Here is a 23,573-nt window from a genome sequence, read left to right on the forward strand (position 1 = left end):
ATTCCCGTTCCATCAACCCGCACATGCACCCCCACAGGAACCTGGTGGGCTCGGTGGTCGGGAGTTATCGTCTGACCCGTCTTTTGGGCGAGGGGGGCGTGGGGGTCGTTTACCTGGGCGAGCACCCTCTGGTGGGCGCGCGGGTGGCCATCAAGGTCTTGCACGAGCACTGCGCGGGCGCGCCGGAGATCGTGGAGCGCTTCGTCAACGAGGCGAAGGCCGCCAACCTGATTCAGAGCCCCCACATCGTTCGCGTGAGCGATTTCGGCTGCCTCGACGACGGCAGCCACTACGCGGTCATGGAGTACCTCGAGGGGCAGACCCTCGAGCACATCCTGAGCCGCATCGGCCCCATGGAGTACCGGCGGGTGGTGGAGCTTTGCCGCCAGATGGCCGTGGGCATGAGCGCGGCGCACGCGGCGGGCATCATCCATCGCGATTTGAAGCCGGCCAACGTGTTCGTGCAGTTCGGGGTCGAGGGCGGGCCCTTCGTGCGCATCCTGGACTTTGGGATTGCCAAGTTGCTCGAGTCGAATTGGCAAAACCAGGAGCCGGCCGTCAAGAGCACCTTGGCGGGTCAAGTCCTGGGCACGCCGCTCTATTGCTCGCCGGAGCAAGCGGCCGGGGAGCCGGTGACCAAGGCCAGCGATGTGTATGCGCTGGGCGCGATCGCCTACGAGCTGCTCTCGGGGGTGGCGCCCATCGAGGGGGAGAACCTGATGCAGATCCTGGTGCGCAAGGCCACCTTGGACGCCGTGCCCATCGCGAGCCTGTGCCCGCAGCTCCCCGTGGAGCTCGCGGAGCTCGTCATGGAGATGCTCGCGCGCAAGCCCGCATCGCGCCCCGGGTCGATGGACGAGGTGGTCCGTCGCCTCGACGCGATCGTCCCGCCCGCGCCCTCGCGGCCCTCGCGCCCTTCGGGGCGCATGTCGCTGCAATCGACCTTGGTGTCGCCCGTTTCACCGCTCGCGGCGCTCAAGGCCGTTCCGCGCTTGAACACGCCGACGGTCACCGAGGTGTCGGCCGTCGGCATCGCGCCGCCGCCGTCTTCGCGCGCGCCCACCTTGCGGCGAGGGGCGAGGTCCGCGAGCCTGCTCCGCCGTCTCTTTGCCGGTGCGATGATCGCGGTGGTCGTGCTGGGCGCGGCCTCGTTCATGGTCCGATCGCGGAACGGCGCCGAGTCCGAGACGGGGTCTGGACACGCGGCGGCGGGATCGCGCCCGGCCGCGATCGCGTCGCTGCCATCGCCCGACACGCCGCCGCGGAGCGCGGTCGCGGCGTCGGCACCCGCCGCGCCGGCGTTGGCGACCGTCGCTCCGGAGCCCGTCGCGTCGGCGCCGTCGGTGCTCGGATCGGTACCATCGCCCGCGTCGGCCGCCGTGTCGCGACCTCCTTCGGTCCGGCGCCCGGCGATGGCAGGGGCGAGCAGCGCGCGCACCGCCGCGTCGGCGCCTCCTCCGGCGGCCAAACTCGTCAATCCATTCGACTGATTCGAATTCCACGATGGAGCCAAGCGGATGATGAAGTCGCTCTTCTCGGCGTGCTCGGTGTGGCTCGCGTGTGTGGTCCTGATCCTCGCGCCCGCCACCGCCTCGGCGCAGACCCCCGCGCAATCCGAGGCGCGCGCCCGGCAATATTACGCGGAAGGAACGGGGCATTTTCAGGGCGGTCGCTACTTGGAGGCCGAAGCCGCCTTCGCGGCCGGCTTCGAGCTGTCGCACAAGCCCGGGTTCCTCTGGAACATGGCGGAGTGCGCGCGCCTTTTGGGCAACCGCGAGCGCGCCCTCGAGCTGTATCGCCGTTACGTGCGCGAGGCCCCCAGCGGCGCCCAGCGCGCCGAGGCCGAGATGCACGTTCGCGAGCTCGAGCCCTCCGACGATACCGCCGCAAAGGCCCACGCACCCGATCGCCCCAGCGCCGATCCTCCGGCCACGCCGCCGCCGCAAGGGCCGCCGCTGGTCCTCCGGCTCGACGGGGCGTCGGCCCCAAAGGCCGATTCGCGGCATACGGCGAGCGACGTGCTCAAACCTGCGCCCGAGCGCGCCTCGGCGCCCGTTTACCAGCGATGGTGGTTCTGGACGGGCGCCGCCGCCGTGGTCGCAGGCGCCGTGGTCACCGCCGTGGTGATCTCGTCCTCGAGCGGCGGAGGCGGCGGCGGCGGCAATCCCGTGCCGGCCGGCACTACCATCGATTGGAGAACGCCATGAGGCGCCGCACGCCGGTCGCGACCGCCGCGCTCGCGCGGATGGCGCTGGCGGCGCTGACGGCGCTAGCGGCCGCCTGCGCGAGCTCGTCGCCGGACGGCGAGGTGCCCACGTCGATCCGCGTGCACGCCAAGCTCGATCCCTCGGCGCAGATCACGCAGCTGGAGCTCGAGGGCAGCGGGCGCAAGGCGACGGTGCCCGAGGCCGCGGCCGCCGTCCTCGGCGCGGACGAGACGGTGACGATCTTGCTCGACGACACCTTGGCCGGCAAGCCGCTGCACGTCGATGTCTGGGGCCTGGCCCGCAGCGCCCGCGTCGCGCACACGGCCTTCGACACGGTGCCGGAGCTGCATCGCACCGTCGACGTCGCGGCGACCTTGGCCACGGGCGCATCCTGCCGCGACGAGTGCCGACCGAGCGCCACCCAGTGCACCGAGCAGGGCCTCGCCCCCTGCGGCCAGTTCGACGCCGACTCCTGCCTGGAGTGGGGGCCGCCGGTGCCTTGCCCTTCCGGCCAATCCTGCGCCAGCGGCGCGTGCACGGCGTGCGCATGGACCCTCGCCACCGTCGATGCCACCACCGACGTCGGCCCCTCCTCCTCGCTCCAAGTCGACAGCGCCCGCGGCGTCCACGTGAGCTACTGGGACCGCACCGGCCACGCGCTGCGGTACGCGCATCGCCCGCTCGGCGGCACCTGGAGCTTCAACAAGGTGGACGACGAGGCCGCCGGCCGGCACTCGTCCTTGGCGCTGGACGGCAACGGCGGTGTTCACATCGCATACGCGGTCGACGGCGGTCTCCGCGTGTTGCGCATGGCGGATCGACCCCGCGCCATCGCCACCTGGACCCGCTCGGACATCGACACCATCGAGACCAACGGCCCCTATCCCTCGCTCGCGATCACCCCATCGGGGACGGCTTGGGTCAGCTACCTGCGCGGCAATGTCAGCACCGCGGGCGAGAGGCTCTATCTCCGCTACGGCCAGCGCCCGAGCGGCAGCGCCGCCTGGGATCTGCGAACCCTGGACGAGCCGAACAACATTGGAAGCGCCACATCCATCCTCACCGACGCCGCCGGCCACGTGGCCATCGGCTACCACGAGATCCCCAACCACGATCTCAAGTTCGTCGAGCTGAGCAACCTGGCCGAGAAGGTCACCGTCGACGCCACCGACAACGTCGGCCAACACGCCTCGTTCGCCCTCGATGGCTCCGGCGGCGTCCACGCCAGCTACTACGACAACACCGCCTCCGCCCTCAAATACGCCCGCCGCTCCCAGACCGGCACCTGGGAGACGGCCGTCGTCGACACGAGCCCCAACGTGGGCCAATTCACCTCCCTCGCCGTCGACCCCTCCGGCGATCCCCACATCGCCTATTACGACCTCTCCCGCCGCGCCCTCAAATACGCCCGCCGCAAAGGCGAGAGCTGGTTCACCACCACCCTCGACCAAAACGTCCACCGCGACGGCGGCATCGCCCTCGCCGCCGACCCCACCGGGGGTATCCACATCAGCTACGTCGGCGAAAAACAGCCCGCGAGCGAGCTAAAATACGCCTATCTCTGCAAATAGAGAGGCGCGCCGCTCACGCCTCCACAATCCGCTCCCCGGTGCGCCTCGAAAACCGATGCACCTCCTCCTCCCGCACCGCGAGCCGCACCCGCTCCCCCCGCCGCGGCGGACCCCGCCCATCCACGCGCGCCACCACGTCGTGCGTCTCGCCCCCCAGCTCGACCATCCCATACACGTACGCATCGGCGCCCAGCTCCTCGACCACATTGACGGTCACCGCCAACCCTGCCGCCTCGGCCCCCACCACCCGAAACGACTCCGGCCGAACCCCCACCGTCACGTCCTCCGCGCCCCGCATCGCCTCATCGCCCCCGGCGACCCCCGCCGCGCCAAGCGCCGCCGCCGGGAAGAAATTCATCGCCGGCGACCCAATGAACCCCGCCACGAACATGTTCGCCGGCCGCTCGTACATGGCCCGCGGCGTATCGCACTGTTGAAGCACCCCATCGCGCAGCACCGCGACCCGATCCCCCATGGTCATCGCCTCCACCTGATCGTGCGTCACATAGACGGTGGTCACCCCCAGCCGCCGCTGCAGCGACGCGATCTGCGTCCGCGTCTGCACCCGGAGCTTCGCGTCCAGGTTGCTGAGCGGCTCGTCCATCAAGAACACCTTCGGCTGCCGCACGATCGCGCGCCCCATCGCCACCCGCTGCCGCTGCCCGCCCGAGAGCGCCTTGGGCTTGCGATCGAGGTACTCCTCGAGGCTCAAGATCGCCGCCGCCTCCCGCACCCGCCGCTGGATCTCGTCCTTGGAGGTGCCGGCGATCTTCAGCGCAAAGCCCATGTTCTCCGCCACCGTCATATGCGGGTAGAGCGCATAGTTCTGAAACACCATGGCGATGTCCCGGTCCTTCGGCGGGAGGTGGGTCACGTCGCGGTCGCCGATGTGAATCGAGCCCGCGTCCACGTCCTCGAGCCCCGCCAGCATCCGCAGCGCCGTGGATTTTCCGCAGCCCGAGGGCCCCACCAGCACCAGAAATTCCCCCGCGCCAATCTCCAGATCCAGCGCGTTCACCGCCGGCCGCGTTCCACCCGGATACGTGCGCGTCGCCTTTCGATAGCCAACCTTGGACATGTGCTTTACCCCTTGGTGCCGCCCGCCGTGAGCCCCGCCACCAGATGCTTTTGCGCCACGAAGAAGACGATCCCCGCCGGCAAGGTGACCAGGATCGACGCCGCCGCCAGGTATCCCCACTCTTGTTTGTGCTGCGTCACGAACGTTTGCAGCCCCAGCGCCAAGGTCTTCTTGTCGTCGCTGGTGATGAACGCCGTCGCATAGCAAACCTCGCCCCACGCCTGGAGAAATGTGTAGAATGCAGTTACTGCCAGCCCCGGCCGCGCCAGCGGAAAGATCAGGCGCCAGAAGGTGCCGATGGGGGTGAGCCCGTCGACCCGGCCCGCCTCGTCGATCTCGATGGGGATGGCGTCGAAGTACCCTTTGAGCATCCACGTGCAGAAGGGGACGGCTACCGTCGCGCACGCGAAGACCAGGCTCGTGTGCGTATCGATCAGGCCGAGCCCGTTCAGGATGTTGTAGAGCGGCACCAGCAGAATGGCGGCCGGGAACATCTGCGTGATCAAGAACGTCCACATCAGCGGGCGATGGCCCGGGAAGCGAAAGCGCGAGAGCGCGTACCCCGCGGTGGCCGAGAGAAAAATGCCGATGACCGTGGTGAAGAAGGCCACGCGCACCGAGTTCCAGAGCCAGACGAGCAGCTTGGTCTCCGAGAGCACATACCCGTAGTTGGCGAGCGACGACGCCTCGAAGAGCCGCACCTCGCTGCTGCCCGCAAACCCCGGCCGCAGCGAGATGGCGAGCACCCAGAGGATGGGGAAGATCGCCACCGCGCTCGCCGCCACCAGCGCGGCATGCAAGAGCACCGACATGGCCAAAGGCCGCTCGCCGCGACGTCTCGTGCCCATGTCACCACACCTCGCCGCTGGCGCGGAGCGCGCGCCGGTAGAAGGTCGAAAAGACCACCAGGATGCTGACGATGAGCACCCCGTAGGTGGCCGCCAGCGCATAATCGCGCACGCCCTCGAAGGCCGATACGAACGCGTAGGTCACCAAGATTTGCGTGGCGTCGCCGGGCCCGCCCCCCGTCATGAGAAAGATGATGGGGAACATGTTGAAGCTCCAGATCGTCCCCAGCAGGATCACCGCCGCGCTCACCGTGCGAAGGCCGGGCAGGGTGACGTGCCAGAATCGCTGCCAGGACGAGGCCCCGTCGACCTCCGCCGCCTCGTAGAGCTCGGACGGGATCGACTGCAGCCCGCCCAGGATGGCGACCATCATGAACGGGACGCCCACCCATACGTTGACGGCGATGACCGAGACCAGCGCCAGCGCGTCGGTCCCCAGCCAATCGAGAGGACCTACGCCCACCCCGCCGAGCGCGTAGTTGAGAATGCCGTTGTCGCGCGCCAGGATCAGCTTCCAGGCAAAGGCGCTGATGAACGTGGGGACGGCCCACGGCAAGATGAGCAGCACCCGGTAGATGGCCCGGCCGCGCAGCGGGCGATTGAGCAAAACCGCGAGCCCCAGACCCAACGTGTAGTGCAGAAAGGTGCACGCGAAGGTCCAGATCCCCGTTCGGGCCAGCACCGACCAAAACTTGGAGCTCGGGCCGAACAAAACGTCGGTGTAGTTGCGCAAGCCGATGACCTGAAACGAATCGGGCAAGCGCAACTGCCCGATGGTCGCGGCCACGTTGCGCTCGTTGGCGTCGGTGAAGGAGAGGTAAATACCGCGCACGAGCGGGATCACCACCAGCGCGCCGAGCACCAGGGTGACCGGGATGACCATCGCCCACGCGTACCAGTATTTGTCCCAGGAGCGCCGCAAGCGCCCGGCAGCCGTTGCCATGCCGGCTCTAATTCCAATCCTTGAGGAATTGCCTGTAGTCGCTGGCCACCGAATCGAGCGCCGCCTGCGGGCTCTTGTCGCCCCCGATGGCCCGCGCGTAGTTCTGATCGAGCGGCACGAGCAGCTGCCCGCCTTGCGCGATGGCCGGGCGCGGCACCGCCTTGTCGATCACCGCCTTGAACTTGGGCACCACCGGGTTCGCCGACGCATCGGGCAGCTGGTAGGCCGATGCGCGCGTGGGCAAGAGCCCGAGCTCCTTGGCCAGGTACGCCTGGTTCTCCGCGCTGTTCATGAATTGAACGAATTGGTACGAGGCGGGGAGGTTCTTCGAGCCCGCGTACACCACGTAGTTGTGCCCCCCCAGCGGTGCGCCCGGCTTGCCCGAGCTGCCCGCCGGCACCGGCGCGATGCCCAGGTTGGCCTTGTCCGCGAACGCCTTTCCGGTGAAGTCGTCGGCCACCGACCAGGGGCCGTTGAGGACCATGGCCACCTTGCCGTCCTTGAAGCCGGCCTGCATCTGATTGTACCCCGAGTTGAGATCCGGCTTCGGCGCCGCGCCCGACTTGATCAGATCGAGCGCCACCTCCAGGCCTTTGACCGCCTCCGCCCCGTTCACCACGATCTTCTTTTGCTCCACCCGCACGAGATCGCCCCCCGCACCATAAATGAAGGGCAAGAGAAAGTACCCTTGCGGGTTGAGGTAAAGCCCGTCCGCGCCCGCCTTGGCCTTCACCGCCAGCGCGGTCTGTTTGAGCTGCTCCATGGTCGCGGGCGGCTCCGATACGCCGGCCTTCTGCAGCAGCGCTTTGTTGTAGAGGAGCGCCAGCGCGTCGGTCACCTGCGGCACGCCATAGAGCTTACCGTCGTATTTGTTGCTGGAGAGCGGGGCAGGGAGGTAATCGCCGAGATCCGCGCTCGCCGCCGTACCCTCGAGGGGCGCGAGATAACGTAAGGAGGCGAATTCCGCCGTCCACGCCACCTCGGCGCGCATCACGTCGGGGGCGGTGCTGGCCTGCGCGGCGGTCTTGAATTTGTCGCGCGCTTGGTCGAAGGCGATGTTTTGATAATCGACTTTGATGTTGGGATACTTGCTTTGGAATTTGACGATGAGGTCCTTGAACTTCGGCGCCTCGTTCGTCGAATCCGACGTATCCCACCACGTAATCGTGACGGGCTTCTCCTGCGCGCCCGCGCCCTCGTGGTTCGAGCTCCCCGAGCCCGAGCCCGAGCCCGAGCTGGAGCTAGAGCTGGAGCTCCCGCGACACCCCGCGAGCAACCCCGCGGACAATCCCATCGTTGCGGCCAAAACCCACGCTACCTCGACCCTCTCCCGCATGAAACGCTCCTTGGTTCTTCGCGCTGCCGCATCCGGGCGGCGCGCAGGTGATCCGAGGCGCGCCGTCCGAGGGCCGACTGTAAACAGTTCGAGCCCCGACTCCAACAGTTCGAGCGCCGAGCCGGGGCGGCCCCGCAGAGGACCATGCACGCCAAGCGCGCGGGAAGGCGCAGAATACCCTGGGATTCCAGTGGGATTTCTCTTTTACGCGCCGCGTGCGCCTGACGCATGCCATAGTGACGCGCTTGGACCCCGACCTCGTTCCTGGGGTCTGCTCTAGTGTATACGCTTTGGACAACTCCCTGCTCGTAAGGAGGCTCCCTTGTTTACCTATACGAAATGCCTCGTTTTCGGTGTCGCTGCCGTCGTCTCTGCGTTGGTTGCAGGATGCAGCAAAGACAAGACGGGAACGGGGGCCGGCGGCGTGCCCTTGGTCAAAGCGGGGGCCCTGGTCACGTGCACACACCTGCCGTATCCGCCGTTTCAGATCGAAAAAGACGGAAAAATCGTCGGATTCGACGTGGACGTCATCGACTTGGTCGCCAAGAAGCTCGGCGTGAAGCAGGAGTTCGTCGACACGCAGTTCGAGAACATGAAGACCGGCGCCTTCCTCAACTCGGGCCAATGCGATCTGGTCGCCGCCGGCATGACCATCACCGAGCCTCGCAAGAAGAACCTCGACTTCTCGGACCCCTACTTCGACGCCAACCAAGCGCTCATCGTGAAGAAGGGCGCGGGGGTGACCAACCTCGAGAACCTCAAGACCTCGGGCAAGAAGGTGGGGACCCAGTCGCAGACCACCGGCGAGGACTTCACCAAGTCCAAGGGCTTCAACCCCGTCTCCTTCGACAGCTCCGACGCGCTGCTCAGCGGGCTCAAATCTGGACAGGTGGATAGCGTGATCGAAGATCACCCTGTGGTGCAGTCGTGGATGAAGGACTCGGGCAACGCGGCCTCCTTCGACATCGTGGCGTACTTGGATACGGGGGAGCAGCTGGGCTTCGCCGTGAAGAAGGGCAACGCCAAGCTCGTGGCCGCCATCAACGAGGTGCTGAAGGAGGCCCGCGCCGATGGCACGTACAAGCGCCTCTACGAACAGTGGTTCGGCCCCCAGCCGACGAACGTGACCAAGCCCTAGAGCCGCGCGCATGACGTCGAACCGTCGAGCGAGGCGCCGCGCGTCCGCTTCTCAAACGATCCAGTATGCTCTGCTCGCGATCGTCATCGGGATCGTGGGGTGGTTGGCCGACTGGAAGACCCTGGCGAGCCAGTTCGTGCGGCTCGATGTGGCGGCTCGGCTCTTTCCGGGGCTGCTCACCATCGCCCTGAAAAATACCGTCGTCTACACCCTGTCGGGCTTCCTTTTGGGGCTCTTGCTGGGCCTCGTCATCGCGCTGATGCGGCTCTCGCACGTCCTGCCGTATCGGTGGTTCGCGGGGCTCTACATCGAATTTTTCCGCGGGCTGCCGGCGCTCCTCATCTTCATGTTCGTGGGGGTCGGCATCCCGCTGGCGTTCCCCGGCACCGAGCTCCCGGGCGGCACCTACGGGAAGGTGGCGCTGGGCCTCGGCCTCGTCTCCGCCGCGTACATGGCGGAGACGATCCGCGCGGGCATCCAAGCGGTCCCCAAGGGGCAGATGGAGGCCGCGCGCTCCTTGGGCTTCTCCCATCGGCGCGCGATGCTCTCCATCATCTTGCCGCAGGCGTTTCGGATCATCATCCCGCCGCTCACCAACGAGCTGGTCTTGCTGTTCAAGGACTCGTCCTTGGTGCTCTTCCTCGGAGTGAGCTTGGAGGAGCGCGAGCTCACCAAGTTCGGGCGCGATCTGGCCAGCGAGACCGCGAACACCACGCCCATCTTCGTGGCGGGCCTCTGCTATCTCATCGTCACCATTCCGCTCGGATACCTGGTCCGCCGCCTGGAGGCGCGCGCCAACGCGAGCCAGGGGAGAACATGAAGAGCGTCACCAACGCCAACGCGGTGGAAATTCGCGGGGTGCACAAGTCGTTCGGCGCCCTTTCGGTCCTCAAGGGCATCGATCTCTCGATCGGGAGCGGCGAGGTGGTGTGCGTGATCGGGCCCTCGGGCTCGGGCAAATCCACCTTGCTCCGCTGCGTGAACCTGCTCGAGGAGCCGGAGGCGGGGCAGATCTTCGTCGGCGGGGTCGAGATCACCGATCCCGACGTCGACATCGACGCCCAGCGCCGGCGAATCGGCATGGTCTTCCAGCAGTTCAACCTCTTTCCCCACCTCACGGTGACGGAGAACCTCACCCTCCCGCAGCGCCGGGTCCTCGGCCGAGCCCCCGACGAGGCCGCGCGCGTGGCCGTGGAAAACCTCGAGCGGGTCGGCCTCGCCGCCAAGTCGAAGTCCTACCCGGCCCAGCTCTCCGGCGGGCAGCAACAGCGCGTGGCCATCGCCCGCGCGCTGGCCATGAACCCCGAGCTGATGCTCTTCGACGAGCCCACGTCGGCCCTCGATCCCGAGCTGGTCGGCGATGTGCTGGCGGTCATGCGCATGCTCGCGCGCGAGGGCATGACCATGATGGTCGTCACCCACGAAATGAGCTTTGCCCGCGAGGTCGCCGACCGGGTCGTCTTCATGGACGGTGGCGTCATCGTCGAACAGGGGCCCGGCGCCCAAGTCATCGGCAACCCGACCCAAGAGCGAACGCGCACGTTCTTGTCGCGCGTGCTGGATCCGGCGGCCGTCTCCCTTCCGGGGTGAAAATCCGCGCTCGCCGCGCGCCCCGGGCTGAAATTCGCGTTGCCGTCGCGCGCCCGGGCTAAAAATCCTGGCGCGTCTTTGCGCCCGTGCCCGACCACGGCGTAAAAAAGCGCACATTCACCCTTGTGTTCGTAATAATAGACACTATTCTCGCGGAGCGAAAATCGCGATCCCTGCGATTTGTTCGCGTTCTTTCGAGGAGGCTTCGTTGCAAACCCGATTCATCGTCAAAATCACCACGGCATGGCTGCTCTCCCTCTCCGCCCTTTTCGTGCTCGCGTTCGCGCTCGCGGGTTGTTCGAAGGAGGAAAAGAAGGATGAGAACAAGGCCGAGAAGAAGGCCGAGGTGGCACCCAGTGCCGCAGACGCACCCCTCAAGGTCGGAGCCTCACCCATCCCGCACGCGGACATCCTGCGCTTCGTTCAGGAGAACCTGGCCGCGAAGGAAGGCTTGAAGCTTCAGATCGTCGAGTTCACCGACTATGTGCAGCCCAACATGGCGCTGAACGACAAGCAAATCGACGCCAATTTCTTCCAGCACGTTCCGTACATGGAGGACTTCGGCAAGCAGCACAACATCGCCATGAGCTCAGTGGCCAAGGTCCACATCGAGCCGCTCGGCCTCTACTCGAAGAAGCTCAAGGCCGTCGCCGATGCCCCCAAGGGCGCCGTCGTCGCCATCCCCAACGACCCCACCAACGCCGGACGCGCCCTCCGTCTCCTCGCCGACAACGGCCTGCTCACCCTCAAAGACGGCGCCGGCGTGAGCGCCACGGTGGCCGACATCGCGTCGAACCCCAAGTCCCTGAAAATCAAAGAGCTCGAGGCCGCCCAGCTCCCGCGCTCCCTCGACGACACCGCCCTCTCCGTCGTCAACGGCAACTACGCCATCCAAGTCGGCTTGAAGCCCTCCAAGGACTCCCTGGCCCTGGAGAAGGGCGAAAACAACCCCTACGCCAATGTCCTCAGCGTCCTCAAAGGCAACGAAAACGAGCCCCGCGTGCAAAAGCTCGCCAAGCTCCTCACGTCGCAAGAAGTGAAGGCCTTCATCGCCAAGAAGTACGACGGCGCCGTCATCGCGGCGTTCTGAGGGCCCCGATCCGCACGTCCTCGCCCGCTTTCGGGGCTGCGGGCGGTCGACCACCCCCGAGTCGTGCGCCCAAGCGTGCACTCCGGGGGTGGTCGTTTTTTGTAGGTCGGAGTTCGGATATGCGGCCGGCGGGGGCTCGGGTTGTCCACGCGTGAAGAGGGTCGCTTCGGGTGACCGTTGCGCCGGCGCGTTCCCGCGACCATGCGCGAACCATGGCGCGTCGGACATGCCGCGCGCGATCACGGCGCTTAAACGAAGCGACCGCCAAGAGCCCTCGGGCTCCGGCGGTCGCATGCTTTTGGAGACGAGGAGCTATTCGCCCAGGTACGCCTTGCGGACCTCGGGCGAGTTGAGCAGCTCTTGCCCCGTACCGGACATCACGACCTCGCCGGTCTCGAGCACATACGCACGCTCGGCGATCTGGAGCGCCTTGTGCGCGTTCTGCTCGACCAGGAGCAGCGCAACGCCCGCCTGCGAGACATCGCGGAGCACGCTGAAGATCTTGTCCACCACCTGCGGCGCCAAGCCCAAGGACGGCTCGTCGAGGAGGAGCAGCTTGGGACGGCACATGAGCGCGCGCGCCACGGCCAGCATTTGCTGCTCGCCGCCCGAGAGCGTGCCCGACACTTGGTGCTCGCGCTCTTTCAGGATGGGAAAGAGCTTGAACATCTTGTCCATGTCCTTGGCGATCTCGTCGCTATCATTGCGCAGGAAGGCGCCGAGATCGAGGTTTTCACGGACGGAGAGGTTCAGGAAGATGCCGCGGCCCTCGGGCGCATGCGCCAGGCCGCGCGCCACGATTTCATGTGCCTGCAAGGTCGTGATTTCCTCGCCGCGGAATTTGACGGAGCCCGCGATGGGGCGGAGCATGCGCGAAATGGCGCGCAGGGTGGTGGTCTTGCCGGCGCCGTTGCTGCCGATGAGCGCGACGACCTTGCCCTCGGGCACCTCCAGCGAGATACCGCGCAGCGCCTCGATGGCGCCGTAGTTGACCTTCAGATCTTTGACGCTGAGGATGGGGTTCGCCACCGCGGCAAGGCGCGACGAGTTTCGGCTCACCGCGGAGACCGACGGGCTGCTCGTGCTCACGCCTGCACCTCTTTGACGGAGGGCTCGTCGGCCGGTGTTCCGTCGTCGACCATGAGCTCGCCCGAGTGCGCGGGCACCGCGATGTGCTTCTCCTCGAGGTACGAGTCGCCCAGGTAGGCCTCGATGACCTTGGGGTTCTTGCGGACGACCTCGGGCGCGCCCTTGGCGATGGTCACCCCGTGATCGAGCACCACCAGGCGCTCCGAGATGCCCATGACCAGGCGCATGTCGTGCTCGATGACCAGGATGGCCAGCTTGAAGTCGTCTCGGATCTTCCGGATCAACTCCATGAGCGCGACCTTCTCGGACGCGTTCATGCCGGCGGCGGGCTCGTCGAGGCAGAGGATCTTCGGGCCGGTGGCCAGCGCGCGCGCGATCTCCAGACGGCGCTGCTCGCCGTAGGGGAGGTTCTTGGCGCGCTCGTCGCGAAGGCGGCCGAGGCCCATCACGTCCAGGAACTCGAGGGCTCGCTTGGTGATGCGCGCTTCGTCGTCGAGAAAGCCCTTCGTGCGAAAGAACGAGGCGGCGAACCCGGCGTTGCGCCCGTGGTGACAGGCGACGCGCACGTTGTCGAGCGCGGTGAGCTCCTTGAAGAGCCGGATGTTCTGGAAGGTGCGGGCGATGCCGTGGCCGCAAATCTGATGAGGACGCAGGCCATTCACGCGCTTGCCGCAGATGTGCACGTCGCCCGAGGTGGGCGTGTACACGCCGGTGATGGCGTTGAAGGCCGTGGTCTTTCCCGCGCCGTTGGGGCCGATGAGTCCGACCAATTCACCGGGTTCGAGCGTCAAGCTGAACTCGGAGAGGGCCTTGAGGCCACCGAACTGCATGGTGACCTGTTTGGCCTCGAGGCAGGTCTCACCCCAATTGCGCCGCGACGTTGCGCTGGTATCGCGCTGTCCTGCATCGTTGACCGCTACGCTCATGTACTTGTCCTCTTGCGGAGCTTCGGAAGCCAGTCCCAGATTTCGCGTGTGCCGAAGAGACCCTCGGGGCGGGTGAGCATCAGCACGATGAGAAGGATTGAATACATGACCATGCGGTACTGCTGCGCGTCACGCAGTCCTTCGAGCGCGAAGGTTAGCACCAGCGCGGCCACGATCGAGCCCGTGACGGACCCCATTCCGCCGAGCACGACCATCACGACCACCTCGATCGATTTGACGAAGGTGAAGCTGCGCGGTGTGCAGAGCTGAATCAGGTGGACCAACAATCCGCCCGCGAGGCCGGCGAACGCGGACGAAATCACGAATGCGCGGACTTTGTAGCCAGTGGTGTCGACGCCCATGGCCTCTGCGGCCACTTCGTCCTCGCGAATCGCCAGAAGCGCGCGGCCGTGGGTCGAGCCGACGAGGCGGCGCGCCATGGTGATGGTAGCAATCACGCCAATGCCGACCCAAATCAGATTGCTGCGGCGCGGCAAACCCGAGATGCCGGTGGCTTGTCCGAGGAACTCCGTGTTCTCGATGATGACGCGGATGATCTCGTTGAAGCCGAGGGTCACGATGGCGAGGTAGTCGCCGCGCAGCCGGAGCGAGGGCATGCCAACGAGAAGACCCATGAGCGCGGCCATCACCATGCCGGCGACGAGCGCAAGGAAGAAGATCAGCTGGTTCGAGACGTCCGTGGGGAGGCCCACGATCTCGAGCGAGTTGGTGGCGACCGTGATCTTGGACGCCGTGTAGGCGCCCACGGCCATGAAACCCGCGTGACCAATGGAGAATTGGCCCGTGAACCCATTCACGACATTCAGCGACACCGCCAGGATGACGTTGATGCCCGCCACCATCAAGATGATGTCCGCGGAGCTGGACAGCTCACCGTTGAACGCCCACAGGATGGGTATACCGATGAGGAAGGGAAGGACCGAACGCAGCAGAATGGTGAGGGTGCGAGGCATATCCACGGCTACACCTTCTCCGCGCGCACGCGACCGAAGAGACCTTCGGGCCGCAGAAGTAGAATGATGATGAGGAGCGCGAACGCGATCCCATCACGATAAGAGGAGAGCAGGTAGCCTGCGACGTACTCTTCCGCGAGCCCCAGAACGAGACCGCCGACCATGGCACCCTGCACGTTGCCGATGCCCCCGAACACCGCGGCGACGAAGGCTTTGATGCCGGGGAGAAGGCCGAGCAGGGGGTTGATGCTGGGGCGGGAGCCGGCGACCAGGATGGCCGCTGCAGCCGCCAAGCCGCTGCCGAGCGCGAACGTCCACACGATGACCCGGTTCACGTTGACACCCATGAGCCCCGCGACACCCGCGTCGAACGACACCGCGCGCATCGCCGTGCCAAACTTGGTCCGGTACACGATGTACTGCAGCGCAAACATGAAGCCCACGGCCACGATCAGCGACACCAAGTCGTAGTTGCTGATGTGGACGCCGAGCGGCTCGAAGTCCACGCGGGCGAACGGCTCCGGGAAGAAGCGCGGCGTCGGCCCGGGCGGGAAGGGGACCTCCCCGTTGATGATCGGCGGAAGCTGGAACCCGTACTCGAGCAAAAACGAGACGCCGATGGCGGTGATCAACGCGGTGAGGCGGGCGCGCTGCCGCAGCGGGCGGTACGCAAACCGCTCGATGAGGACACCGAGGGCCGCACAGATGAGAATCGACCCGACAAAGACGATTCCGGCTTTGAAGATCGATGGTTCTGCGTCGACCCCGATTCCGCGGGCCACGTAGAGCCCCGCGAACGCGCCCACCATGTACACGTCACCGTGAGCAAAGTTGATGAGCTTGAGAACGCCGTAAACCATCGTGTAGCCAAGCGCGATGAGGGCATAAATCGTCCCTACCGAGAGGCCGTTGACGAGGTGCTGTAGAAATTCGGTCATGCGTGGACATCCCGATGGGTAGCGAGTCTCAAGTTCATTTGGAACGACCTATTTGAAGAAAGTGGAGCCAGTGGATTGGCGCACTGCGTTGAAGGTCGGACACGGCTCCCGGGGAGAACCAGGTAGAGGGCTCGTTCGAGAGCCGTGAGGTGAATCGAATACGGAAACTGCGGAACTGCTGCTCAGGGGCTCAGGGGCTGATGGTGGCGGCGAATTTGCCGACGTTCTTCTCGACGCCGATGACGACGGCCGACTTGACCGCGTTGTGATCCTTGTCGAGCGTGATCGTACCGCTCACACCCTTGTAGCCTTTCGTCTCCTCGATGGCGTCGCGAACGGCCTGGCCCGTGAGCTCCTTGGCCTTGTCGATCGCGGCGAACGCAACGTTGGCGGCATCGTAACCGAGAACGCCGTACGCGTCCGGGACAGAATTGTAGGCGCCCTTGTATTTGGTGATGAACTCCTGAACGATAGGCGAGGTGTCCTCCGCGCTGTAGTGCGTCGAGAAGTAAGCGCCATCGAGCGCGCCCTTCGCGATCTCGTACAGTTTGGCCGAGTCCCACCCATCGCCGCCCAGGAACGGCGCCTTGATGCCGAGCTCGCGAGCCTGACGCGCAATGAGCGCCACCTCGGTGTAGTAGCCCGGAACGAAGAAGGCTTCGGCGTTCTTGCTCTTGAGCTTCGTCAATTGCGCCTTGAAGTCTTGGTCGCCGGCTTTGTAGCTCACGTCGTCGACGATCTCGCCACCGAGCTCCTTGAATTTGTTCGTGAAGAACGTTGCAAGGCCCACGGAGTAGTCGTTTCCGACATCACGCAGGATCGCCACCTTCTTGAATTTTTTGTTCTCCGCGGCGAACTTCGCCATGACCGTGCCCTGGAACGGGTCGATGAAGCAAACACGGAAGACGAACGGGCGCGTCTTATCGCCGTCTTTCGTGACCTTCGGGTTGGTCGACGCGTTCGAGATCATGGGGATCTTGTTCGAGTCGGCGATGGGGCCCATCGCGATCGAGCGGCTCGACGCGACCTCGCCCAAGTAGACGAGGACCTTGTCCTGCGTGACGAGGCGCGTCGAAGCGACCGCCGCCTCTTCCGGCTTACCCTGATCGTCGTACGTCTTGAGGACGACCTTCTTACCTTTGATGCCGTTCTTCTTGTTTATCTCATCGACGGCAAGCTTGATTCCGTTGTCGGTCGACTGGCCGAATGTTGCCTCGTTTCCAGTCATCGAGCCAACGTGACCGATCGTGATCGTGTCACCGACAGCGGAGGGTGCCGCTGAGGTCTTCGTTTCCGCGGCTGTCGGGGCGGGAGCTTTCTCGGGCTCCTTGTCCTTGCAAGCCACCGCGCCGATCGCCAACATCGCCATACTCAATGCACGTGCGTAGCGCATCAAAACCTCCCATCCCCGTATTGAGAAAAACGTTTAGAGAGCCCAGTTTTCGAGTGTCGCTGCACCTTTAGCACGTTGACTCCTTCTCTTACAACGGGCGCGGGCCACGCCCAGTGAATGCTGTCGTCGGGTGGCTCGGACACGACCGCTCACCCGCCCGCGCACCCGCAAACACACGACCCGCGGATGACCAAACGCCGAACGGGAGCACACGAGCGAGACGACGAAAGAGGTGGGGAAAGAAGGTAACGAGATGCACGTGCGGCGCGAACAACGCGAGCGCGGTGCGGGAGATGCTTGGGAAAGAGAGCGCGGGAGAGGCGAAAGAGAACGAAAGAGGGTGACCGAGAACGAGGAGACGAGCGAGACGAGAGAGGGGAGCGAGAGCGAGAGCGATGGCGCGGTGCGCGAGTGATGCTCGTCAGACGCGATCGCGCGAAGGCCCGCAGAGTGCATTCGAAGGCAACCCATGGCGGCCGCTAAGCCGGAGTGCCACCTTCGTCATCCCGAAAGCGGGCCCATTCGCAAAACGAATTACGGGTTCACGGTGGTGGCGTACTTGCCGACGTTCTTCTCGATCCCGATCACGACGGCGGACTTGGTCGCGTTGTGCTCCTTGTCGAAGGTGATGCTTCCGCTGACGCCCTTGAAGCCCTTCGTCTCCTCGAGCGCCTCGCGGATGCTCGGACCGGTGAGCTCTTTGGCCTTCTCCATGGCGTCGAAGGCGACCTTCGCGGCGTCGTAGGAGAGAACGGCCAACGCATCGGGCACGGCGCCGTAGGCGGCCTTGTACTTGGTGATGAAGTCCTGCACGACGGGCGAGGTGTCCTCGGGGCTGTAGTGGTTCGAGAAGTACGAACCATCGAGCGCGCCCTTGGAGATCTCGTACAGCTTGGCCGAGTCCCAGCCGTCGCCGCCCATGAGGATTTGCTTCAAGCCGAGCTCCCGGGCCTGGCGCGCGATCAGCGCCACGTCGGTGTAGTAGCCGGGGACATAGAGCGCGTCGGGGTTCTTGCTCTTGAACTTCGTCAGCTGCGCCTTGAAGTCCTGATCGCCCGCCTTGTAGCTCACGTCGTCGACGATCTCGCCGCCGAGCTCCTTGAACTTCGCCGTGAAGAAGTTGGCGAGGCCCACGGAGTAGTCGTTTCCGACATCACGCAGAACAGCCACCTTCTTGTACTTCTTGTTCTCGGCGGCGAACTTCGCCATGACCGTTCCCTGGAACGGGTCGATGTAACAGACGCGGAAGACGAAGGGACGAACCTTGTCGCCGTCCTTCGTGACCTTCACGTTGGTCGACGCGGGCGAGATCATCGGGACCTTGTTGTTGTCCGCGATGGGCGCCATGGCGAGCGAGCGGCTCGAGGCGATTTCGCCCAGGAGCACCGTGGCATGGTCCTGCGTGGTGAGGCGCGTGGCCGCGACGGCTGCTTCTTCGGGCTTGCCCTGATCGTCGAGCGTCTTCAGAACGAGCTTCTTGCCTTTGATACCGTTCTTCTGGTTTTGCTCCTCGATAGCGAGCTTGATGCCGTTGTCCCCAGACTGGCCGAAGGTCGCTTCATTGCCCGTGAGCGAGGCAATGTGTCCAATCGTGATCGTATCGCTCGCCGGTGCGGCGGAAACTTTGGTTTCCGCAGTCGGCGGAGCGGCTTTCTCGGGCTCTTTGTCCTTGCAACCCAAGCCCACCGCGCCGAACGCCAACACCGACATCACCAACGCACGTGCATAGAGCATCGCGACCTCCCATCCCCGTTATCTGAAAAAATGTTTTGATACGCCCAGTTTACGACCCTTTACCACGGCCGTACCTCGGTTTGTCAACGGCCCGTTATACGCCTCGTTGATATGTTTTCCATGTTTCGTGTGCCGGCACAGGCAACGCCCTGTGTACCAGCACACCTTTGTCCCAGTGCGTCGTAGTGCGTTATCTGTGTACCGTCGGATCATGTGCGCCGATGTCAGTTGGACACGGAGGTGTGACCCGGCGCGTTGTCGCTCCGTGTCGAAGCTGAGCAGCGAAGGAACCGACGCATCCGTATTGTGAATCCCTTTGAAATTTCAGGATTCAAAGGTTGCGCTTTCCCGTGGTAAGAGCGCAAGACCGGCCTCGTCCGCTCACGTCTTCCGTTTTCTTGGTCGTCCGCCGGCTTACCTACGACACTGCGAAACTTCCGAAACTTTCAGTTGGTCCGCGCACTCGCCATTTCGAGGGCGTGGCTTTTCAGCAAAACCAAAAGGGGAGACCGCCTATGACTCGTCTCAAGTGGCTTCAACTTACGCCGGTCGTGGCTGCGATGACGTCTTTCGCTGCCACTGCGGTTGCCGCCGACGAACCGAAAACGCAGCCGAAACAAGTCGCCCAGGCGACGCCGCAGCCGACTTCTCCGCCTACCGCGCCTGCGGCCGAAACCACCCAACCGGGAACCCCCGAGGCGGCGCCCCCGCCCCAGACCCCGGTCACCACCCAAGTGCAGCAACCCGCCGCGCCGCCGGCCCCCGAGCCCGCGCCTGCGCCCGCGGCCGAAGAGGAGAAGCTGCCCCCTGGAACCTTTCGAATTCCAGGTACGAAGACGACCCTGACCCTGTCCGGCTACGCGCAGCTCGACATCGGTTACGACGTCCGGGGCCGCGATCCCAACGTCGAGGGCAACGACTGGGCTTCGCACGCGGCGAACATTCCGCTCAACGACTCCTACGAGTCGAAGGAAAAACGCAATCAGCTTTATCTCACCGCGCGCACCAGCCGTATTGGCTTTTCGACCAACACGCCCACCGATTTTGCGGACATCGGCGTAAAGATCGAAGGTGACTTCAACGCCGGCAACCTTCTGTCGGGGCAAACGTTTACCAACTCGGTACTCTTCCGCCTGCGCCACGCCTATGGCACGTTGAGCGGCAAGTACGGAACTTTCCTCGCGGGTCAGAGCTGGTCGGCCTTCCTCGACCTCCCGTCGTACTCCGAGACGGTGGACTTCAACGGGCCAGGCTCCATCGCCCTCATCCGCCAGCCGCAAGTGCGCTACACGATCCCGCTCGGCGGAGGCTTGACCGCCGCGGTCGCGGCCGAGAACGCGCCCGGCACGGACTTCAACGGCATTACCGACGCGGGCAGCAGCACCGGCGGCCGCCCCAACGGGCGCCGCAGAATCCAGACCATCCCCGACTTCATCGCCGTGATCGGCGCGTCGGGCGACTGGGGCTCGGCCTCCATCGCCGGCGTCACCATGAACTACCGGAACGCGAGCCGCGATGCTGCTCCGGCGGTGCCCCCCGCGCCGGCCGTGCCTGCGGCGGACGCCTACAACAAGCAAGCGTGGGGCGTTCGCGCGTCCACCGCCCTCAAATTGCCGTGGGGCGATACCCTGCGCGGGCACGTCACGGGCGGCGACGGCATCGGCCGTTACCTCTTCAACGCCGGCCTGGCCGGGCAAGGCGCGACCGCCAAGGACACGGAGTTCGTCCTCTGGAAGGCCTTGGCGTACCACGTCAACTACACGCGCGTCTGGAGCCCGGTGCTGCGCTCCAACGTGGTGTGGAGCCAGACGTTCTTCAAGAACAACGGGGAAGGCCCGTACGAGCCGACCGCCGATAGCCCGGATCCGGGCGTGAACGCGCGCATCAACCAGCTGTTCATCAACACGTTCATCACCGTGAACAAGCAGGTGGAGTTCGGCGTCGAGTACAACTGGAACGAGCGCCGCACCTTCGGCAACGACACCAACCCCGAGAAGATCGGCACGAACCACCGCGTCAACGCGTCGGCGCACTTCAACTTCTTCTGATCGCGGCTTCGGGTGCTCGCGGGATCCATGCGATCCATGCGATCCCCATCTCGCCGGCACTCCACCCGACGGGCGGCGGGGGGGACGGTCTTTGCTGGCCAGCTAAAAGGCAACCGAGAACGCGACAGAAAACGCGACCAAAAACGCGAAAAAGACCGAGCAAAAGAACAAGACCGGGAACAAAAACAGGAGCAAAAACAAGACAGTGAGCGACATCGAGATGGTCCCCGGGCTTGCCGCGTTGTTCGACATACGCCGAGGGCATTTCGAGTTGGAATCGGGCCATCACGGCGACCTGTGGCTCGAGTTGGGGGCGCTGTTTTTACATCCAAGGCGCATCGCGCGCCTGGCGCAAGAATTGGCCAGGCGGATCGCTCCAAGTGGCGTTGACGCCATCTGCGGGCCTCTGGAGGGGGGAGCATTTTTAGCGCAGAGCGTCGCCTCGGAGCTGGACATCGAATTTCATTATTCGGAGCGGGAGAAACATTCGGAGCGCGGCGGGCTCTATTCCGTGGCGTATCGCATCCCACGGGCTTTGCATGCCGCGCTCTCCGGAAAACGGGTGGCCGTCGTCGACGACGTGATCAACGCCGGTTCGGCGATTCGCGCCACGTGGACTGCGCTCGAGGCGTGTGGCGCAAAACCGTCCGCGCTTGGAGCGCTGCTGGTGCTCGGCTCGGCGGCCGAGCACTATGCGCGAGACAAGGGGGTGCCGTTGGTGAGCCTCGGCGCGCTCACCAACTCCCTGTGGTCGCCCGCCGAGTGCCCGTTGTGCAAGGCGGCCGTACCACTCGATCCGACGTGATAGGCCGCCGAGGCCGAGGAACCGGCCTGGATCAGAAGAAGTTGAAGTGCGCGGAGGCGCCGATGCGGTGGTTGGTGCCGACCTTCTGGCAACCGACGCCCGTTCCGCACGACTGGCCCGCGGCGTCTTGCTCGAGGCCGAAGGTGCGGCGCTCGCCGAAGATGTACTCGAGGCCGAACTCGACCTGCTTGTTCACCGTGATGAACGTGTTGATGAAGAGCTCGTCGATGCGCTGGTTGACCCCCGGATCGGGGCTCGCGGCGCTGGGCTCATAGGGGCCCTGGCCGTTGTTCTTGAAGTACGTTTGCGCCCACGTGACGTTGGAGCGGAACATCGGGCTCCACACGCGCGTGTAGTTCACGTGGTAGCCGAGCGCCTGCCAGAGCACGAAGCTCGTGTCGGTGGCGGTGGCGCCTTGCCCGGCCAGGCCCGCGTTGAAGAGGTAACGGCCGATGCCGTTTCCGCCGGCCACGTTGCCGCGCAGGGTGTCGCCCCACGGCAGCTTGAGCGCGCCCGAGGCGCGAGCGCCCCAGCCTTGCTTGTTGTACCCATCGGCCGCCGGCACCGCCGGGTTGGTCGGGGTTGCCGCCGTCGCCTCGCGGCTCGCGTTTCGGTAGTTCATGGTGACGCCGGCGATGGAGAACGAACCCCAATTGCCCGACGCGCCGACCACCGCGATGATGTCCGGGATCGTTTGGACGCGGCGGTTCGATGCGCTGCCTCGGCCGCCGTTGCTATGGCCCGCGTCGACCGTGCCGTTGTAGTCCGTGCCCGGCGCGTTCTCGGCCGCGATGGCGGCGGTGAACGGTCCGCCCAGCGGGATGGTGTAGCGCACCTGCGGCTGGCGGATGAGGGGAACGGTGGCCGGGCCGTTGAAGTCGACCGTATCGGCGACCGACGGCAGATCGAGGAACGTCGACCAGCTCTGACCGACGAGGAGGGTGCCGTACTTGCCGCTCAGGGTGCCGTACGCGTGGCGCAGACGGAAGAGCACCGAGTTGGTGAACGTCTGACCGGACAAGAGGTTGCCGGCGACGAAGTCCGCCTCGATCTTCACGCCGATGTCTGCGAAGTCGGTGGGCGTGTTGGTCGAAAAGCCAATACGGCTGGTGCGCGCGGTGAGATAAAGCTGATTGCGCTTTTCCTTCGACTCGTACGAGTCGTTGAGCGGAATGTTCGCCGCGTGCGCTGCATAGTCGTTGCCTTCGACGTTGGGATCGCGACCCCGGAAGTCGTACGTGATGTCGAGCTGCGCGTAGCCCGACAACGTCAACGTGGTCCTCGTGCCCGGGATCTTGAAGGTGCCGGGGGGGAGCTTCTCCTCTTCGGCGCCCGCTGCAGATGAAGATGCAGATGACGATGAAGACGACGTGGCGGGCGGCTGCTGCACCTGGGTGGTGACCGGGGTTTGGGCGGGCGGCACCGTCTCGGGAGTGGCCGGAGCTTCAGGCGCGGCGCCCGGCGTGCCAGTTGCCTGGGCAACCTGTTTGGATTGCGGCTGCGCATCCTGGGCAGACGCGGTGGACGCGACAGACGTCATCGACGTGACAGACGCAATCGCGACCACGAGCGGCAAGAGTGGAAGCCGGTCGACGAGTTTCATGAAGCTTCTCTCCTTCGTTTTGCTGAAAAGCGACGCCCTCGAATCGCTAGAGGGCGATCAAGCGACGTTGTGCACTGCGAGGGCAAGCCAAACCAGAATGACCAGAACGGGCAAAGATGAAGATAGCGCGGTCAGGACGGACTCTGCCCGTCTTGCGCTCTTACCACGTCAATCGCGTGATTGCCGAACTAAAATGTGTGTCACGCATAACGAAATACAAAGACGGCCGGCGCGCTTTGGCGCACTCAGCGAGCTCAGTGGA

At 65.2% G+C, this 23,573-nt stretch carries 20 protein-coding genes; 9 read left to right on the plus strand and 11 right to left on the minus strand.

The window, feature by feature from the left end; genetic code table 11:
- Positions 1 to 23 precede the first annotated feature (23 nt).
- Genes LZC94_15460 through LZC94_15470 form a run of 3 tightly spaced genes read left to right on the plus strand, consistent with a single transcriptional unit; the run spans position 24 to position 3,778 of the window.
- The gene (locus LZC94_15460; GenBank protein ID WXB18625.1) at positions 24 to 1,490 is read left to right on the plus strand and encodes a serine/threonine protein kinase; all 1,467 of its coding nucleotides are present in this window, start codon (positions 24 to 26) and stop codon (positions 1,488 to 1,490) included.
- A 27-nt stretch (positions 1,491 to 1,517) separates the two neighbouring features.
- Positions 1,518 to 2,207: a hypothetical protein gene (locus tag LZC94_15465; protein WXB18626.1), complete on the plus strand. Its 690-nt coding sequence runs from the start codon at positions 1,518 to 1,520 to the stop codon at positions 2,205 to 2,207.
- Positions 2,204 to 3,778, plus strand: coding sequence for a hypothetical protein (locus tag LZC94_15470; protein ID WXB18627.1), 1,575 nt, complete (start codon positions 2,204 to 2,206; stop codon positions 3,776 to 3,778). The genes LZC94_15465 and LZC94_15470 overlap by 4 nt, the downstream gene beginning before the upstream one ends.
- A gap of 13 nt (positions 3,779 to 3,791) precedes the next feature.
- On the opposite strand, the gene ugpC is transcribed toward LZC94_15470, so the two are convergent.
- From ugpC to LZC94_15490, 4 genes are read right to left on the minus strand one after another with little or no spacing between them, the layout of a single operon-like run.
- Positions 3,792 to 4,856 (minus strand): sn-glycerol-3-phosphate ABC transporter ATP-binding protein UgpC, encoded by a 1,065-nt coding sequence (ugpC, locus tag LZC94_15475; protein ID WXB18628.1) that lies wholly within the window; start codon positions 4,854 to 4,856, stop codon positions 3,792 to 3,794.
- 5 nt (positions 4,857 to 4,861) lie between these two features.
- Positions 4,862 to 5,704, minus strand: coding sequence for an ABC transporter permease subunit (locus LZC94_15480; protein ID WXB18629.1), 843 nt, complete (start codon positions 5,702 to 5,704; stop codon positions 4,862 to 4,864).
- 1 nt (position 5,705) lies between these two features.
- Positions 5,706 to 6,647, minus strand: coding sequence for a sugar ABC transporter permease (locus LZC94_15485; GenBank protein ID WXB18630.1), 942 nt, complete (start codon positions 6,645 to 6,647; stop codon positions 5,706 to 5,708).
- 7 nt (positions 6,648 to 6,654) lie between these two features.
- A complete protein-coding gene (locus LZC94_15490; protein WXB18631.1) occupies positions 6,655 to 7,983 on the minus strand; it encodes an extracellular solute-binding protein in 1,329 nt (442 codons plus the stop codon).
- 322 nt (positions 7,984 to 8,305) lie between these two features.
- On the opposite strand from LZC94_15490, the gene LZC94_15495 reads away from it, so the two are divergent.
- From LZC94_15495 to LZC94_15510, 4 genes are all read left to right on the plus strand, one after another.
- Positions 8,306 to 9,121 (plus strand): ABC transporter substrate-binding protein, encoded by an 816-nt coding sequence (locus tag LZC94_15495; protein ID WXB18632.1) that lies wholly within the window; start codon positions 8,306 to 8,308, stop codon positions 9,119 to 9,121.
- Between the two features lie 10 nt (positions 9,122 to 9,131).
- On the plus strand, positions 9,132 to 9,941 hold the full coding sequence (locus LZC94_15500; GenBank protein ID WXB18633.1) for an amino acid ABC transporter permease: 810 nt from the start codon (positions 9,132 to 9,134) through the stop codon (positions 9,939 to 9,941).
- A complete protein-coding gene (locus LZC94_15505; protein ID WXB18634.1) occupies positions 9,938 to 10,711 on the plus strand; it encodes an amino acid ABC transporter ATP-binding protein in 774 nt (257 codons plus the stop codon). Before LZC94_15500 ends, LZC94_15505 begins: the two co-directional genes overlap by 4 nt.
- A gap of 208 nt (positions 10,712 to 10,919) precedes the next feature.
- A complete protein-coding gene (locus LZC94_15510) occupies positions 10,920 to 11,801 on the plus strand; it encodes a MetQ/NlpA family ABC transporter substrate-binding protein (protein WXB18635.1) in 882 nt (293 codons plus the stop codon).
- Positions 11,802 to 12,113: 312 nt separating this feature from the next.
- Here the strand turns inward: LZC94_15510 and LZC94_15515 are convergent, their stop codons facing one another.
- The 6 genes from LZC94_15515 to LZC94_15540 form a co-directional block, all read right to left on the minus strand.
- A complete protein-coding gene (locus LZC94_15515) occupies positions 12,114 to 12,830 on the minus strand; it encodes an ABC transporter ATP-binding protein (protein WXB20197.1) in 717 nt (238 codons plus the stop codon).
- 56 nt (positions 12,831 to 12,886) lie between these two features.
- Positions 12,887 to 13,720, minus strand: a complete 834-nt coding sequence (locus tag LZC94_15520; GenBank protein WXB20198.1) for an ATP-binding cassette domain-containing protein — start codon at positions 13,718 to 13,720, stop codon at positions 12,887 to 12,889.
- A 92-nt stretch (positions 13,721 to 13,812) separates the two neighbouring features.
- A complete protein-coding gene (locus LZC94_15525) occupies positions 13,813 to 14,790 on the minus strand; it encodes a branched-chain amino acid ABC transporter permease (protein WXB20199.1) in 978 nt (325 codons plus the stop codon).
- A gap of 8 nt (positions 14,791 to 14,798) precedes the next feature.
- Positions 14,799 to 15,728 carry a branched-chain amino acid ABC transporter permease gene (locus LZC94_15530; protein ID WXB18636.1) on the minus strand — a complete coding sequence of 310 codons (930 nt, stop codon included), beginning with the start codon at positions 15,726 to 15,728 and terminating at the stop codon, positions 14,799 to 14,801.
- Positions 15,729 to 15,918: 190 nt separating this feature from the next.
- Entirely contained in the window at positions 15,919 to 17,121 is a 1,203-nt protein-coding gene (locus LZC94_15535; protein WXB18637.1) for an ABC transporter substrate-binding protein, read from the minus strand.
- Positions 17,122 to 17,655: 534 nt separating this feature from the next.
- Positions 17,656 to 18,855 carry an ABC transporter substrate-binding protein gene (locus LZC94_15540; GenBank protein ID WXB18638.1) on the minus strand — a complete coding sequence of 400 codons (1,200 nt, stop codon included), beginning with the start codon at positions 18,853 to 18,855 and terminating at the stop codon, positions 17,656 to 17,658.
- Between the two features lie 560 nt (positions 18,856 to 19,415).
- Between LZC94_15540 and LZC94_15545 the strand changes: the two genes are divergently transcribed.
- Both LZC94_15545 and LZC94_15550 read left to right on the plus strand, forming a co-directional pair.
- Positions 19,416 to 20,903, plus strand: a complete 1,488-nt coding sequence (locus LZC94_15545; protein WXB18639.1) for a DcaP family trimeric outer membrane transporter — start codon at positions 19,416 to 19,418, stop codon at positions 20,901 to 20,903.
- Between the two features lie 205 nt (positions 20,904 to 21,108).
- Complete coding sequence (locus LZC94_15550; GenBank protein ID WXB18640.1) at positions 21,109 to 21,708, plus strand: hypothetical protein; 600 nt, start codon at positions 21,109 to 21,111, stop codon at positions 21,706 to 21,708.
- Between the two features lie 31 nt (positions 21,709 to 21,739).
- Here LZC94_15550 and LZC94_15555 read toward each other — a convergent pair whose 3' ends face one another.
- Complete coding sequence (locus tag LZC94_15555) at positions 21,740 to 23,311, minus strand: DcaP family trimeric outer membrane transporter (protein ID WXB18641.1); 1,572 nt, start codon at positions 23,309 to 23,311, stop codon at positions 21,740 to 21,742.
- Positions 23,312 to 23,573: the final 262 nt, after the last annotated feature.

The organism is Sorangiineae bacterium MSr11954 (genome assembly GCA_037157815.1).
Lineage (GTDB): Bacteria > Myxococcota_A > Polyangia > Polyangiales > Polyangiaceae > Pendulispora > Pendulispora albinea.

Coding starts and splice junctions, on each gene's coding strand:
- LZC94_15460 (WXB18625.1), top strand. CDS start 24: ATGCACCCCCACAGGAACCTGGTGGGCTCGGTGGTCGGGAGTTATCGT.
- LZC94_15465 (WXB18626.1), top strand. CDS start 1,518: ATGATGAAGTCGCTCTTCTCGGCGTGCTCGGTGTGGCTCGCGTGTGTG.
- LZC94_15470 (WXB18627.1), top strand. CDS start 2,204: ATGAGGCGCCGCACGCCGGTCGCGACCGCCGCGCTCGCGCGGATGGCG.
- ugpC (WXB18628.1), bottom strand. CDS start 4,856: ATGTCCAAGGTTGGCTATCGAAAGGCGACGCGCACGTATCCGGGTGGA.
- LZC94_15480 (WXB18629.1), bottom strand. CDS start 5,704: ATGGGCACGAGACGTCGCGGCGAGCGGCCTTTGGCCATGTCGGTGCTC.
- LZC94_15485 (WXB18630.1), bottom strand. CDS start 6,647: ATGGCAACGGCTGCCGGGCGCTTGCGGCGCTCCTGGGACAAATACTGG.
- LZC94_15490 (WXB18631.1), bottom strand. CDS start 7,983: ATGCGGGAGAGGGTCGAGGTAGCGTGGGTTTTGGCCGCAACGATGGGA.
- LZC94_15500 (WXB18633.1), top strand. CDS start 9,132: ATGACGTCGAACCGTCGAGCGAGGCGCCGCGCGTCCGCTTCTCAAACG.
- LZC94_15505 (WXB18634.1), top strand. CDS start 9,938: ATGAAGAGCGTCACCAACGCCAACGCGGTGGAAATTCGCGGGGTGCAC.
- LZC94_15520 (WXB20198.1), bottom strand. CDS start 13,720: ATGCAGTTCGGTGGCCTCAAGGCCCTCTCCGAGTTCAGCTTGACGCTC.
- LZC94_15525 (WXB20199.1), bottom strand. CDS start 14,790: ATGCCTCGCACCCTCACCATTCTGCTGCGTTCGGTCCTTCCCTTCCTC.
- LZC94_15530 (WXB18636.1), bottom strand. CDS start 15,728: ATGACCGAATTTCTACAGCACCTCGTCAACGGCCTCTCGGTAGGGACG.
- LZC94_15535 (WXB18637.1), bottom strand. CDS start 17,121: ATGCGCTACGCACGTGCATTGAGTATGGCGATGTTGGCGATCGGCGCG.
- LZC94_15540 (WXB18638.1), bottom strand. CDS start 18,855: ATGCTCTATGCACGTGCGTTGGTGATGTCGGTGTTGGCGTTCGGCGCG.
- LZC94_15545 (WXB18639.1), top strand. CDS start 19,416: ATGACGTCTTTCGCTGCCACTGCGGTTGCCGCCGACGAACCGAAAACG.
- LZC94_15555 (WXB18641.1), bottom strand. CDS start 23,311: ATGAAACTCGTCGACCGGCTTCCACTCTTGCCGCTCGTGGTCGCGATT.